Annotated in this window: 12 protein-coding genes; 4 read left to right on the top strand and 8 right to left on the bottom strand. The window is 43.8% G+C overall.

The window, feature by feature from the left end; all coding sequences use genetic code 11:
* The first annotated feature begins 92 nt into the window (after positions 1-92).
* Positions 93-2,054 carry a cellulase family glycosylhydrolase gene (locus DW938_RS07130; protein WP_118124334.1) on the top strand — a complete coding sequence of 654 codons (1,962 nt, stop codon included), beginning with the start codon at positions 93-95 and terminating at the stop codon, positions 2,052-2,054.
* Between the two features lie 60 nt (positions 2,055-2,114).
* Here DW938_RS07130 and DW938_RS07125 read toward each other — a convergent pair whose 3' ends face one another.
* Both DW938_RS07125 and DW938_RS07120 read right to left on the bottom strand, forming a co-directional pair.
* Positions 2,115-2,984 (bottom strand): DegV family protein, encoded by an 870-nt coding sequence (locus tag DW938_RS07125; RefSeq protein ID WP_117891273.1) that lies wholly within the window; start codon positions 2,982-2,984, stop codon positions 2,115-2,117.
* 98 nt (positions 2,985-3,082) lie between these two features.
* On the bottom strand, positions 3,083-5,437 hold the full coding sequence (locus DW938_RS07120; RefSeq protein WP_118124333.1) for an ATP-dependent Clp protease ATP-binding subunit: 2,355 nt from the start codon (positions 5,435-5,437) through the stop codon (positions 3,083-3,085).
* A gap of 231 nt (positions 5,438-5,668) precedes the next feature.
* Here DW938_RS07120 and DW938_RS14755 point away from each other — a divergent pair, with 231 nt between their 5' ends.
* Positions 5,669-5,824, top strand: coding sequence for a hypothetical protein (locus DW938_RS14755; RefSeq protein WP_022288524.1), 156 nt, complete (start codon positions 5,669-5,671; stop codon positions 5,822-5,824).
* 49 nt (positions 5,825-5,873) lie between these two features.
* Here the strand turns inward: DW938_RS14755 and pap are convergent, their stop codons facing one another.
* Complete coding sequence (gene pap, locus DW938_RS07115; RefSeq protein ID WP_118124332.1) at positions 5,874-7,385, bottom strand: polyphosphate:AMP phosphotransferase; 1,512 nt, start codon at positions 7,383-7,385, stop codon at positions 5,874-5,876.
* A gap of 197 nt (positions 7,386-7,582) precedes the next feature.
* Here pap and DW938_RS07110 point away from each other — a divergent pair, with 197 nt between their 5' ends.
* A complete protein-coding gene (locus DW938_RS07110) occupies positions 7,583-8,617 on the top strand; it encodes a hypothetical protein (RefSeq protein WP_118124331.1) in 1,035 nt (344 codons plus the stop codon).
* Positions 8,618-8,718: 101 nt separating this feature from the next.
* Here DW938_RS07110 and DW938_RS07105 read toward each other — a convergent pair whose 3' ends face one another.
* The 3 genes from DW938_RS07105 to DW938_RS07095 form a co-directional block, all read right to left on the bottom strand.
* Positions 8,719-9,711 carry a M15 family metallopeptidase gene (locus DW938_RS07105; protein WP_242992432.1) on the bottom strand — a complete coding sequence of 331 codons (993 nt, stop codon included), beginning with the start codon at positions 9,709-9,711 and terminating at the stop codon, positions 8,719-8,721.
* A 90-nt stretch (positions 9,712-9,801) separates the two neighbouring features.
* Positions 9,802-10,806 carry a zinc ribbon domain-containing protein gene (locus DW938_RS07100; protein ID WP_118124330.1) on the bottom strand — a complete coding sequence of 335 codons (1,005 nt, stop codon included), beginning with the start codon at positions 10,804-10,806 and terminating at the stop codon, positions 9,802-9,804.
* Positions 10,790-11,551 carry a serine/threonine-protein kinase gene (locus DW938_RS07095; RefSeq protein WP_051706340.1) on the bottom strand — a complete coding sequence of 254 codons (762 nt, stop codon included), beginning with the start codon at positions 11,549-11,551 and terminating at the stop codon, positions 10,790-10,792. Before DW938_RS07095 ends, DW938_RS07100 begins: the two co-directional genes overlap by 17 nt.
* A 60-nt stretch (positions 11,552-11,611) precedes the next feature.
* Between DW938_RS07095 and DW938_RS07090 the strand changes: the two genes are divergently transcribed.
* Positions 11,612-12,031 (top strand): hypothetical protein, encoded by a 420-nt coding sequence (locus DW938_RS07090; RefSeq protein ID WP_022288517.1) that lies wholly within the window; start codon positions 11,612-11,614, stop codon positions 12,029-12,031.
* Positions 12,032-12,183: 152 nt separating this feature from the next.
* Here DW938_RS07090 and DW938_RS07085 read toward each other — a convergent pair whose 3' ends face one another.
* Both DW938_RS07085 and DW938_RS07080 read right to left on the bottom strand, forming a co-directional pair.
* A complete protein-coding gene (locus DW938_RS07085) occupies positions 12,184-14,226 on the bottom strand; it encodes a zinc ribbon domain-containing protein (protein WP_118124329.1) in 2,043 nt (680 codons plus the stop codon).
* Between the two features lie 202 nt (positions 14,227-14,428).
* Positions 14,429-14,803, bottom strand: coding sequence for a DUF4363 family protein (locus DW938_RS07080; protein WP_118124328.1), 375 nt, complete (start codon positions 14,801-14,803; stop codon positions 14,429-14,431).
* Between the last annotated feature and the right edge of the window lies 1 nt (position 14,804).

The following is a 14,804-nucleotide window of genomic DNA, read 5'->3' as shown; positions in this document are numbered from 1 at the left end:
TTCTCGCTGCATAATTCTTGTTCGAATAAAATGTGTCAAGTGATATTGACAAAACCAAAATATGTAAAAATCAAAAATAAAGGGGAAAGCTTATGAGTGATGAGAAAAAAGACGTAAACAGCCAGCAGGAGAATGTGGGCAAAAAGGGCATAAACAAAAAGCTTATCATCGCTTTTGCAGGCATGGGCGCTGTTATAGTGGGGCTTGTTATTGCACTGATACTGGTGGCAACGTCAGGTAAAAAAGACGTGGACAGCTCTGCTTCAAAGGCGGAGAGCAGTTCTGCGGCGACTTCAGAAACTGATGATACCAGTGAGGAGGACTCTGTGGCTGACGAAAGCGAGGACGAGCCTGATGCTGATGAGGAGGAAAGCTCTCAGGAAAGCAAGGACGATAAAAAGGAAAAGGGCTTTATCATCTCCTATTCAGGGGACAATAGTTGGCAGGACGGCGACAAGGTCATGACGGGCATGGAGATAGGCATTGAGAACAACTCCGACGAAGCCCTCAAGGAGTGGACGCTGGAGCTTGAAATAGACCAGCTCAAAAGCTGTGACGGCTGGAACGGCAACTTTAAGGTCAAGGGCAACAAACTCACGGTCACAAATGTTGATTACAATGGCGAGATCGCAAAGGGCGGTTCGACCTCTATCGGCTGTAATATCGGAACTGGAACAAAGCTCAATGTTAAGTCTGCAAAGCTAAACGGTGTGGAGTGTACTGTTAAAAAGGGCAAGGTATCACAGAATAATAACAATAACAACAATAATCAGAATAATGACAAAAAGGTCACGGAAAAGGACGTTAAAAAGCTTCTAAAGCGTACCTCAAAGGCTAAACAGGGTGATGATTGGCTTCACACAGACGGAAGCAAGATACTTGATAAGGACGGCAAAGAGGTTTGGCTCACGGGCGTGAACTGGTTTGGCTACAACACAGGCACTAACACCTTTGACGGACTTTGGAACAGCGAGCTTGTGTCATCGGTGGAGGCTATTGCAGACCATGGCTTCAATCTTATAAGAGTGCCTATGTCAGCGGAGCTTATCAACCAGTGGTCAGAGGGCGAATATCCAAAGGCGAACTACAATAACGCGTACAATGAAGAGCTGAACTCTATGAACAGCCTTGAGATATTTGATTATTTTCTCAAGCTTGCGGAGGAAAACGGTCTTAAAGTAATGCCTGATATCCATTCAGCGGAAACCAATGCCAGCGGTCATACTGTAAATCTGTGGTATACTGACAAGGTCACTGTAAAGGACTATTACCATGCTTTGGAGTGGCTTGCCGACAGATATAAGGACAATGACACTATCGTTGCATTTGACCTGAAAAACGAGCCTCACGGCAAGCTTAACGAGGGTGACGCTGCGGCAATATGGAATGATTCAAAGGACGCAAACAACTGGAAGTATGTGGCTGAAACGGCAGCGAGCAAGGTGCTTGCGAAAAATCCTAATGTGCTTATAATGGTCGAGGGTATCGAAATATACCCTAAGAACATCAAGAAAAACGGGGATTATTCCTCCACCAACAGTGATGATTACTATTTCAACTGGTGGGGCGGAAATCTCAGGGGCGTAAAGGACTATCCTATCGACCTTGGCAAATATCAGAATAAGCTTGTTTACTCGCCGCACGACTATGGTCCGACAGTTTATCAGCAGCCTTGGTTCGAGGGGGATTACACATACAAGAGCCTTATGAAAGATTGCTGGAAAGACAACTGGTTCTACATTCAGGATCAGGATATCGCACCGCTTCTTATAGGCGAGTGGGGCGGCTTTATGACAGAGCCTAACCTAACTTGGATGACCTACATGAGAAAGCTCATAAAGGACAATCATGTAAATCACACTTTCTGGTGCTTCAATGCAAACTCAGGTGATACGGGCGGACTTGTAAAGGACGATTTTGTTACATGGGACGAGGAAAAGTACGATTTTGTCAAGGAAGTTCTTTGGCAGGAGAGCGGAAAATTTGTTGGACTTGACCACGCTATCCCTCTTGGTGATAATGGTATAACTTTGAAAAAGGCAAAGGGTCTTTGATATCACATATAAAAATAGCGGACGAAGCCCGAAAGCTTCGTCCGCTTTTGTATTGTATTTTTATCGCTGGTCGCCCATAAAGAACAGAGCGAGAGTTCCAGGTCCTGAGTGTGAGCCTATAACAGCACCTGTGTAGCAGATATGCACAGTGGTCTTTTTGCCAAGCTTTTTTCGCATAAGGTCGGCTGCATATTCTGCGTCTGAAAGGCAGTCGCCATGGCAGACGGCTACTGTGGAATTATCCCAATTTCCCATGCGTTCGCACATCATATCCACAAGCTTTTCAATGGATTGCTTTCTGCCTCGTATCTTTCCAACTGGGATAAGATGTCCCTCGTTGTCAACGTGGAGAAGCGGTTTAATGCCAAGAATAGAGCCTGCTATGGCGGCAGTCTTTGATACTCTGCCACCTCGGTGGAGATATTTCAGGTCATCAACTGTGAAAACATGGCATAGGTGAAGCCTGTTGTCAGTGATCCACTGGGCAAGCTCGTCAATGGAAAGACCCTGCTTTTTCTTTTCGTCAGCCTTTATGAGCAAAAGACCCTCGCCTGTTGAAGCACAGAGGGAGTCTATGCAGATTATCTTGCCTTCCGGGTATTTTTCCATTACGCTATCTCTTGCAATGCAGGAAGTGTTGAAGCTTCCGCTAAGACCTGACGAAAATCCAAGATAAAGCACGTCATAGCCTGCGGCAAGTTCCTTTTCAAAAGCCTGTTCATAGTCGGAGATACCTATTTGCGATGTTTTCGTTACTGCTCCGTTTCGCATTTGGGAATAAAATTCAGGCAGCGTCATGTCATTCTTGCTCTTTACAACACCGTTTACTTCAAAAGATAAGTCCAGAAGCGTCACGTCCATATTTTTTAATATATCCTCCGACAGATCGCAGGTGGAGTCGGAATATAGCTTGTATTTTCTGTCAGACATTTTTATCCTCCTTTTGCCGCTTGGGCAACAATATAAAAATATTATAACATATGGGCGGGCTTTTGTAAAATATCCCTCAACTATACTTTGTAAAATTTCTATGAACACAGTTGTCTGCGGTGCTGTGCGACAGTTAAGGTGTTTTCAGATACGCAAACAGAAAAGTCACGGCAGGCGGAGGAGATAAGCATATCGCTTATGCGATTTTCTATGAGGGCGGTAATTATGTGGCGTATCTCTCGTGCAGAGCCGCTTTTTGAAAGTGCCTGCTTTGCGATAAAATGGTAGACCTCTGGCTGACAGGCGAGTGTACAGCCAAGTTCAGAGAGCCTTTTTTCAAGAGCGGATATTTCAAGGCGTGTAATGTTTTCCATATCGGAAAGGGTAAGGTCGTTAAAAACAATCACCTCATCTATCCTGCCTAAAAGCTCGGGAGACATAAAGCTTTTAAGCTCTGAGAGCATGGCTTTTTTCTTGGCTTCGCCATTTGACTTGCTGTTTGAAAAGCCCACGGCCTTGGTTTCGGCAAGCTTTTTCACGCCGATATTCGAGGTCATTATTATAAGGACATTGGAGAAAGAAACTGTCCTGCCAGCGGAGTCGGTAAGACAGCCGTCCTCTAGTATCTGCAAAAGCAGGTTGTAGATGTCAGGGTGAGCCTTTTCTATTTCGTCAAGAAGAAGCACACAGTAGGGCTTGCGGCGAATTTGTTCGGTGAGCCTGCCACCCTCGTCAAAGCCAACATATCCAGGGGGCGAGCCTATGAGCTTTGAAACGCTGTGGCGTTCCATGTATTCTGACATATCAAGCTTTACAATGGCATTATCTCTGCCAAAAAGCGTTTTGGCAAGATCTTTTGCAAGCTGGCTCTTGCCCACTCCCGTTGACCCTAAGAAAATAAAGCTTCCCATGGGGCGGTCGCTGACCTTTAGCCCTGCACGACAGCGGCGGACGGCAGAGCAGAGTGACTTTATAGCCGTCTGCTGTCCAACAATGCTTTCGCTTAGCTTATCTTCAAGCCCTGTGAGCCTTGCGGCTTCGTCCTGTCCGATATCAGCGCAGTTTATGCCTGTGAGCGATGAAATAACGCTGTCAATGTGCCTTTTTTCAAGTGGTATGCGCTTTGGGCGGCACTCTGTTATGGCGGTGAGATATTCGTCACGGGTGAGCTTGCCTTTCACATAATCGTTGAAAGCGTCTGATATTTTCTCACCAGAATTGTTTTCGCTTTGTTCTATGACCGCACAGGCACAGGCTTCGTCTAGGATATCAATTGCTTTGTCAGGAAAAAATCTGTCGGTGACATATCTTGCGGCAAGCTTAACTGCATATGGGATAAGGTCAGGGGAGATGTCAACGCTGTGGTGCTGTTCATATTTGTCTATAAGACCGCTGAGGATACGGCAGGTCTGGCTTTGATCAGGCTCATCTATCTTCACTTTCTGAAAGCGTCGCTCCATAGCTGAGTCTTTTTCAATATTTTTGCGGTATTCCTCAAAAGTCGTTGCGCCTATGAGCTGTAGACCGCCCCTTGCAAGCTGTGGTTTCAGGATATTTGCAGCGTCTATTGCACCCTCTGCCGCTCCTGCACCCATTATGTTGTGAAGCTCATCAATGAAAAGTATCACATTTCCAGCCTTTGCGGCTTCGTCCATACAGCTTTTCAATCGCTCCTCGAAGTCACCACGATATTTTGCTCCTGCAAGGAGGGCAGTTATATCAAGGGAGAAGATTCGCTTTGAGGATAACGCAGACGGCACTTCTCCAAGCATGATCTTTCTCGCAAGCCCCTCCACAACAGCGGTCTTTCCCACACCTGCCTCACCTACAAGGCAGGGATTGTTCTTTGTGCGGCGGCAGAGTATCTCCATGATACGTTCTGTTTCAGCTTCTCTGCCTATGCAGGGGTCGAATTTTTCGCACTCGCTTTTGCGTGTAAGCTCTCTGCCGTAGCGTTCAAGGGTCTTTAGCTTGGGATAATTTCTGTCTGAAAAAATATTAGGCTCGTTGCCTGACAATGAGCAATCGTTGTACATCTTGTTGCAGTTCACCCCTAACTGCTGCAATATCTCAAAGGCACAGCAATCGCTGCGGCGGAGTATCATAGCAAGAATGTATTCCGTTCCTGCGATACCGCCACCCATGCTCTCACACAGCCTTTTTGCACCTTTTAAAACAGCGGCAGCGTTAGGAGTGATGTCATTTTTCGTAAGACGGCATGGCGTGCCTCTGCCTATGATGTATTCTATCTGCTCCTCTATCCTTTGAGCTGTGACCTCGTGGCGCAGAAGCACTGCACAGGCTGTGGAGTCCTCCTCATAGGCGGCAGAGAGCAGGATATGCTCAGTGCCGATATAAGTATGCCCCCAGCTTCCTGCCAGAGTGACGGCATTTTTCACAAGCTCTCTTGCCCTTGGTGTAAAGCTATCGCTATCAAAAAACTGTTCGTTCATAAAATTCACCCCTTAAAATGTTTAAGACAAAGCTTTGTCTTAGCTACATTCTTGACAGTTTTGCGTCTTGTTATTCTCGCATTTTTATCGCTTTTATATTCTTATGCACAGGACAAATTCTCCTTGCAGATTTTTTTGTAACACATTTTTCTCTGCGTCATAAACTGTAATATAAAGCAACGGAGCAAAGCTTCAGCTTTATAAATCTTAATAAAAAAGGAGATTTCATTTATGAACGGTTGTGGATTTGGCGGTTGTTGGTGGATCATTATCCTTATTCTCATATTCTGCTGTGGCTGCGGCGGTTGCGGAAATGGCTGTGGTGGTTGCGGAAACGGCTGCGGTGGTTGTGGCTGCGACAATGGTTGCGGCGGCTGCGGATGCTGATCTGACGGCAAATAAAAGACGGCGGAGCATTACGCTTCGCCGCTTTTTTTTATTTATCTTCTTTTTCCAAACGCTTTTCAAGGCGTTTCACAATAGTTTTCAGTGCTTTTATGCGGGCGTATTTTTTATCGTTGCCCTCAAGTATCGTCCATGGTGCTATATCTGTGGAGGTAAGTGTTATCATGCGGTCAACATATTTCTCATAGGTATCCCACTTTTCACGGTTGCGCCAATCCTCATCGGTTATCTTCCAACGCTTTTCAGGCGTGTTCTCACGCTCGTTAAAACGGCGGAGCTGTTCGTCTTTATCAACATTCACCCAGAATTTTATTATCTCTGCGCCCCAATCATGAAGCTGGCTTTCAAACTCGTTTATCTCACGATAAGCCATGTTCACACGTTCTTCGGGGGTGAGCTTTTCGATAGGCTCTACCATTACTCTGCCATACCATGTGCGGTCAAAGATAGTAAAGTGACCATTCTTTTCAAGACGTGTCCAGAAACGCCATAGATAGTGCCTTGCAAGCTCTGACGGTTCGGGTGCAGCGATAGGGTGAACTTCATAGCCCCTTGGATCAAGGGCAGCCGCAATACGCTTGATATTTCCGCCTTTTCCTGCTGCATCCCAGCCTTCATAGCATATTATAACAGGTATCTTCTTCTGATAGCAGAGATTTTGCATCTTGAAAAGCTTGTCCTGATATTTTTTCAGCTTTTTCTCATATTCCGCTTCGTCAAGGGATTTGTTCATATCCACTTCTGCAAGAGCAGGCATTTCAATAGTTTTATATTCAGGATAATTGTATCCGCAGGTGTCAAACTGTGGTTCGGGAATATAATGTTCGCCCTTCTCCTTGGCGGAAACTGCAGTGCTTACTGCCTTTGTGACCGCTGTCAGCACTTCAAGCTCAGCAGAGGCACGTTCATTTGCCCCAACGCAAGTCCACGGAGCAAATGCCGTGTTTGTGCTTTCAAGCATTTTGTCATATCTGCGGAAAAACTTATCGTATTTTTCCATGTTCTTTATATCGTGGCTTTCCACACGCCAGCTTGTAACAGAGGAGTTCTCCAGCTTTTCGATACGCTTTTTCTGCTCGTCTTCGGTAATGTGCAGGAAAATTTTCACGATAACATATCCGTCATCTGTAAGCTGCCTTTCAAAGGTGCAGATATCTTCAAGACGTGTGTCCCTTGTGTCCTTGTCTATCTCGCCGTACATACAGGCGTTCACAGTGTCACGATACCAGCTTCGGTCAAGGATAAGAAACTCGCCCTTTTTCGGCAGCGTCTGCCAGTAACGCCACAGCCATGGCATACGCTTTTCCTGCTCGTTTGGCGCACGAAATGACACCACCTTGTAAAAACGTGGGTCAAGAGAGCGTATGAGCTTTGCTATCATCGAGCCTTTTCCTGCGGCAGACCAGCCGTCAAATGTGATTATAACAGGCACTCCTGCGGTCTTTATCTTGTTTTCAAGCAGGGTGAGCTGTTCTCTCAGAGCTTTTAGCTGTTCGGATATCTCTGGTTTTTCTGTGTTTTTCTGTATGATCTTTTCAAGCATTGCTATCTCTCCTCTTTTCACTAAATTGTTATTATCACAACTTAATTTATTTGATTTATGTATATTATACACATTTTATCTTTAATTGTATATAGACATTTTTCATGAAAATGCTATCTCTTTTTTGTTAATACGGAGTTAATATTATTGGTTTATACTAATATGATATAAAATATCTCGCAAAGGACGGCAGTGATATGTCAAAAAAAGACGAAAAGGACATTAATATATCAAAGCTCGACAAAAGTCTGGAGGGTCAGGGTCTGTTGGAGGACGCTGATGACGCAGAGTATGAGCGCACGCTGGCTCAGCAAAGGCGTGAGGCTGAGGAGCGTGAAAGGCAGGTTTTAGAGCAGGCGGAAGCTGAAAGACGTGAGCGTGAACGTCAGGAAGAAAAGGAACGTGAACGCAGGCTTGCTCAGGAGCGTATCGAGCTTATGAAACTCAAAAGCGGAGTTATTGATGAAAGCGAGTCTTCCATAAAGGAAGAGCATGACCAGATAAGAGAGCTTCATGGCTTTGAAAAGGTGCAGAATTTCTTTTATCACAACAAGGTGTGGATAATCTTTGCAATATTTATCATAGCGGTGGCGGCATTTATTTTTATTGACGCTGCAAGGCGTGAAAAGGCTGACATGACAGTGCTTATGATCGCAAACAACGGCTTGGAAACACGTCAGGAGGAACTGGAGGAGTTCTTTGAAAAATACACGGACGATCTTGACGGCAATGGTTATGTCCATGTTGAGGTCATTATGATTCCGCTAAATTCTCACAGCGACGATTATCAGCAGCAGAACGTGAACAGCACTAAGTTCTTGGCACAGCTTCAGGGGGGCGAGTCTATACTTGTTATAACAGACTCAAACACTGACGAGGAGTTCAAGTCAATAATGACTCCTGAGTTGCCAAAGGAATTTCCGAACAACAAGTATGTTGATGATATGGGTATGAGCTGGAACATGGAGATCATGGCAAAGGAGCTTAACTTCGAGAATATGCCGAATGATATCCACCTTTCAATGAGAACGCCGGTTAAGACTTTGGGCGACTCTAAGGAAACTATGCAGGAGAATTATGATAAGGCGTTCAAAGTTTTCAAACGCATAGTTGATGATATGACTGAGAAAGCCGTAGAGGCAGGAGATAAGGGTCTTACAACTGAGCCTGTCCACTATGATGACAGCAGTTTGGAAAGCTCTGATAGCACAGAAAGCTCAGAAAACAAGTAACGGATATTTGGCTGTAGGGGACGGCGTTCTCGACGTCCCGTATGACAAGGTAAAGAATAGCGGACAACCACTTTCCCGTGGCTGTCCGCTTTGTATTTGTATCAGTATTGATAATTGTAATTTGTGTTGTCCTGATAATAGCCGTCTGTGTAGCCGTCAGACTGATTTGACTGGGTGTCGGAAGTGTTCAGGCTTGAAGAGTTCTGATCTTCAGCATATTTGTAATCAGAGGTGATGCCAAGATATTCTTCAAGGCAAAGTCCGCTCTTTGTGACCGCTTCGGCTTTTTCCTTGCCAAGATAGCGGATATGCCACGGTTCATACACATATCCTGTTTTATCCTCTTTTCCCTCAGGGTAGCGGATAATGAATCCGTACTCTGCACAGTGTTCAGCCAGCCAGTTGGCTTCGGGAGTGCCTGCAAAGCTGTCCTCGGTGGTGTTAACATCAAAGGTCAGACCTGTCTGATGTTCCGAATGTCCCGGACGGGAAGATACCTCGTCTGCGGCTTCTGTGCCACGCTCTGCGGCATAGGAGTTGTAAAGATACTCCTGATCCTGATATGAACGATAGCTTGAATTTACAAAGAGTGTTATGCCGTCCTGAGCCGCTGCAGCTGCCATTTCGTCAAAGGCGTTCTGTGCAATTGTGCTTACGCCCGGTGCATAATCTGATGGCAGGGAGTAGGTCTTGTTCACAATAAGAATACCGTCAACAAAGGTCATGCCGTTTGACTGCTCTATCTTATGCTTTGTTTCTTCTGCTTTGCTGTTGTCGGAGGTTTTCTTTTTGGTGGTGTTTTTTGCTTCCGCCTGCTTTGTGCTTTCGGTCTGTGATGATGAATCAGCAACAGGCTTGTTGTCTGACTTTCCACCGCAGGCTTTCACTATCACAAAAATTATCACCAAAAGAATTGCTATGGCAATGATACGGTTTTTCATAACACGCCTGTGTTCTCTTGCACGCCTTTCGGCACGGCGTTTTTCCATTTCAATGCGCATTCTTTCGTATTCTTCATCAGAGTAGTCATAGTTGTTATATGGCTGTTTGTCTGTGTTTTCAGTCGTGTTGCTGTTATTTACATGTTCGTCCATAGCTATCCTCTTTTTTTGCAGATTATTTCACACTTTTGTGTAAGTATTATACCATACTTTGACGCAGTTTTCAAGTCGGATATTGTCGTCTTATTTCATAACATAAACATAGCATTGATATAGCGGCATAGATTCGTATTCATCATTATCTGGGTCATTCCACATATGATCTTTTCTTTCCTGAACTATATCATCATGGAAAAAGCAAACACCAAGATATGTGTAATCTTCCAAGCCGTTGATCAGATTGTCACCGTAAGAGAAACCGAAGCTTGCATTATTTTTTAACCAAGTAAAAAGCTCTGTATATGCCTCGTCATAGTCTGAAACACAGCTGTTGTTTGCTGTGAATTGTCGTATTTTGCTGTTGTTAGGCAGACCGACCTCAGAGAGATGTTCGTATACGTTGCCAATGCCTTGGCAGTAGTCGTCCATTTGATACAGGCTCTTTTGCAGACATTCATTAAGCTGTCCGCTTGCGTGAAACGGCGGCAGACCATATTTCTCACGGAGAGGATTTACATAATCGAGCAGGTCAAGGGTCATCTGACTTGCACCATCAGGGGAGTAATATTCAGGCTCGACAGGCTCGTCCTGCTGAGTATCTTCTTTGTTTTCCTGCGGTATATCCTGCTGTATCTCAGGCTCTGTCTCAGGCTCAGTCACTTTTTCTGTTGTGGTAGTGGTGGTGACTGCGGCGGCTTTTGACTCTGCTAATGCCGCCCCTTCTGCAATATCTGACGCAAGGGCAGCCTTGTCAGGCTCACGCTTTTTTGTGGTAGTAGTCATGACAGTGGTGATGGGAGGCAGAGTAGTTGTCACAGGTGTATTTGTGGTGACAGTGGCAGCAGATCGAGGTGTGCTTTTTTTCACAGCCGTGGTCTTATCACCATTGTTATTATAAGTATACACCCCGAAAACAGTTGCGGATACTAATGCCACAGCGATTATTGGTGTGGCTATTTTTGCTTTTAAAAACACTTTTTTGGGGGTAGCGAGAACTATTTCTTGCCTCTTGTTTATTTCGCTCATGCATCCAAAGCAAAAAATGGAATCGTCATGAAGAATTCTTCCGCAATTAGGACATTTTTTCATATTTTAGTTTTCTCCTGATCTTATTAAGCACATTGTATAGCTCTTCCGCAGTGCTATATCTGTCGTCTGGATTGATAGAAAGGCATTTCTTTATGACTTTCAGAATTTTCTTGTTTTCGCACATTTTGACCGACGGGTGTTCACCTGTCAAAAGAACGTTCAGAAGCACTGCCAGAGAATAGAGATCTGTTCTTGCGTCAGATTGCTGCATACCGAATTGTTCAGGTGCGGCAAAGCCTACAGTTCCCAAAGTCTGGGTGTCAGAGCGTTGATTGGATTTATAAATTTTAGAAATATCAAAATCTATAATCTTGACATTATTGTCGTCACATATTATAATATTATCAGGCTTTATATCACGGTGAACTATGCCGCTGTTGTGAAGAGCATACAATCCCTGGCATATGGAGCAGGTAATGTTCAGGGCATCGTGTTCTGCTAGTGTTTCGCCGTTTGCATAATCCGTAAGAGTCATGCCGTCGCAGAATTCTTCATAGATAGTATACGCTTCAGTGCTTTCGGAGATCTCGTAGATACGGCAAAGATATGGATTATTTATCAATGCGAGCCTTTGATATACAGAAACGTCAGCAGGCTTATAGATAATGTGCCGCACCATTTTTACACCTGTGTCACTCTCTAAAATGACTTTTTCGTGCTTGCTGTTTTTAAATAGATAGTTTTTGCAGTCGAACATTTTGTCGATCTGTTCTGTTTCAAAATCATATAAGCTTTTTTGTGACATATTTCTCATCTCCAATGTAAAAATGTAAAAAATAAATTATTATAGGAAGGAACTGGTGACATGAAAAAAACAACACAGCTTATGGAAGAGCTAAACGGAAGCGATGATATCAACAGTTTTCTAAGCAACAATAAGGATTCTCTTGACAGACAGGATTTTGCACGTTATCTTTGTGAGCTTGTGAAAAAGAAAAAGATGACAAAGATAGAGGTCATAAGAATATCCCAGCTAAATCAAATATATGGATACCAGATATTTGCAGGAGCAAGACTTCCAAGCAAGGATAAGATAATCGCTATCGCACTTGCAATGAAGCTTGATGTTGATACCGTTCAGCGACTTCTGACCCTTGCGGGTGAAGCTCAGCTTTATCCTAAAAACACCCGTGATTGCATACTCATTGACGCAATAAATAAAGGCTATGATGTGGCAAAGCTCAACAAAGTGCTTTTTGAAAATGGTTCACAGTGCCTTAAATAACGATCGTTTCATAAAGCAGCTCCGGTTCTTCGGAGCTGCTTTTTTATTATCGTAACAAATATTATATCACATTTTGACAAGGTTTTCAAGAGTTGTCAAAACATAAAAACACGCCGCAGAAAAATTCCGCGGCGTGTGTTCTTAATTAACTCTTATGGAACGAGAGTTGTAGTAGTTGTTGCCTTATCCTTTGCAGATGTAGTTGTTTCAGCTACAGAAGAATCGGTCTTTGTTGTTGTAGTTGTGGTGGTTGTTGCTTCGCTTGCTGCAGCCGATGAAGAATCGTCAGTTGCAGGCTTTGAAGCCGCACCAGCCTTAGTTGTTGTGTAACCCTCGGCTTCAATTACCTTCTTCTTGAAATCTGCTTCTTTGTTGTAGTAAGATGTTGAGAAGTAAGGCTCTTCAGTAAATGTTTCACCTGTTGCAACGATATTTGAGCAGTAGATCGAAGCATAGAATGAAACTGCCTTTTTCTCCTTGTCTGTCTTTACAGTTATCTTGTAAAGATTGTAGAGTGCATTTGTGTTCTCCCAAGAATCATAATTCTTCTTGTTTGTGAATGCAACATAAGTGTCAACGTAATCAAAAGACTCGATAGATGTTACCTTGCCGTCAAAGTCAGCAGGATATGGAGCGTAATGACCCTTTACATCCTTTCTCATGTCTTCGATCTTGTCGTCGATATATGACTGATAGCTGTCCATAGCAGCCTTGCCGTTGTCAGCTGTTACATATGCAGGGAATGTTTCGTCAACTGTTATTTCCTTAACATAAACAGTGTCGCCCCAATCGTTTGTTTCAGTTTTGCCGGAAAGTGTGATACCATTTCTTGCAAGTGAGGAATACGGGCTGCAAGTTACCTTGAATGTGCCTCCGATGCCAATATAATCATCGCATGATACTGAGTAAGAAACATTGTCCTTAAGAGCAGCAGGGATAGACTCGCTCTTTACTGAGTAAGGCTTAACAAATGGAACACCGCCTGAACATTCAAATTCAAGTCCCTCGAACGGGTCGATCTCCTGAGTTTTTTCAAGACCCTCAACAGTGAAATCCTTTGTTACCTTGCCGTCCTTAACGTCGGCTGTCTTGTATGTATAATACTTGTCGTCATATTCAAACCAAGTCATGTCACCGCTTTCTTCTGCGCCATAAACGTCTATGTTAGCTGTAACAGTGTACTTGTCGCCGTTTTTCAGATCTGACTTGTAGTCATAATCATAGTAGATAAATGGATATGCTGAGTCATATGAAACGTCAGCAGAGCCGTTTCCGTCAAAGCCTGAGAACTTGACCTCAACGCCCTTGAAGAAGTCGATCTCCTCACCGTTTTTAAGATCCTTTACAGTTACTTCAAACTCAGTGTTCTTTAGCTTTATGTTCTTGTCCTTGAGAGAATCCTCGTTGTACTTTACAGTGCATTTTACCTTGTCACCGTTTTTAAGATTCTTGTTTGCTTTCTTATCAAAGCTTATCTTCAGTTTATACTCGCCATCGCTGTTTGTTTTGAGAAGGGCATTTCTCATCTGCTTAGCTTCTGTAAAATCGTCAGCTTTGTTAAATGCTTTTGTAAGAGTTTTCTTGTCAAGTGCAAAATACTTGCTTACCTTTGATGACTTGTCAGATGAGCTTGCATAGTCGGAAAGATCATCAAGGTCGCCAAGGTCAAGATCTGCCTCGTCAGCAAGGTCGCTGAGAGCGTTTGTAGCATCTGACATTGAATAGTAGCTCTTGTCATAGCAGTTAAGCTCTGCCTCAACATAGCCACAGCCGTCAATGCCCTTAAATTCAAACTTGAAAAGATCCTTTGCGTCGATCACCTGATATTTAAGAATGTTGCACAGAATGATGATCGCAACGATAACAACGATAAGAGCTGCAGCAGCGATAAGTGTTATCTTCTTATGACCCTTTACCCATTCGCCAAGCTTAGCAAAAGGATTTGGCTTTGCAGCTGCAGGAGCTGCTGCCTGAGCGTAGTTGTTTGCTGGTTGTGCATACTGCTGGTCATACTGAGGAGCCTGCTGCTGTACAGGCTGAGTCTGCTGAACGGGTGCCTGAGCAGGTGCTGCCTGCTGTGTGGAAATGCCTGCTTCGGCTTCCATTTCGGCGACAGACGCACCGCAGCCGCCACAGAATTTTTCTTCTGGACCTATTGGCGCTCCGCACTTAGCACAAAACTTGATAGTGTTCATTTCATACCTCCATTGATACTTCTTTTCTAAACAGGATAAAATTTTTTATCCTATTCATACATTCTAAGTATAATATTAGCAGAAAGAAAAGTCAAGAAAAACTCGTTGAAACCGCCTTGTTCTGTATGATTTTTGTAGATTTGTACAATAACGCAAGAAAAAATCATACACTTTGATAACGTTTTAGACACAATTTTCTACATTAAAAAACCGAATATAAATGGGGATACTGAGTGTGGTATATCTTCTCTGTCCATGAGCGTATGCTCTCGCACTCTGACAAAAATTCCTCAGAGCCCTTTTCCAATAGGGCTGGGAGCTTTGCCACTGCATAGGAGATATCATCGAGTGTGCAGGATTGTGCTATATATGATATTCTTACATAATATTTATTCCAGGCATTTTCGAGTTCTTCGAGCCGTTGGGCTGTGTCGCTGTCCTCATTTCTGTAGCTGTTTTCAGCGGCGTTCACAAGGCTTATGAACTTATCGTTTTCTTTTTTTACCGCAAATACGGAGAACACTGACATGGCGGCTATGACAGTGAGAATAATAATGCAGGCGGACAATCTTTTCATT

Origin of the sequence: Ruminococcus sp. AM43-6, from assembly GCF_003461785.1 — a bacterium.
GTDB classification, from domain to species: Bacteria; Bacillota; Clostridia; order Oscillospirales; family Ruminococcaceae; genus Hominimerdicola; species Hominimerdicola aceti.
This window is presented reverse-complemented; position numbering and strand designations above follow the sequence as displayed.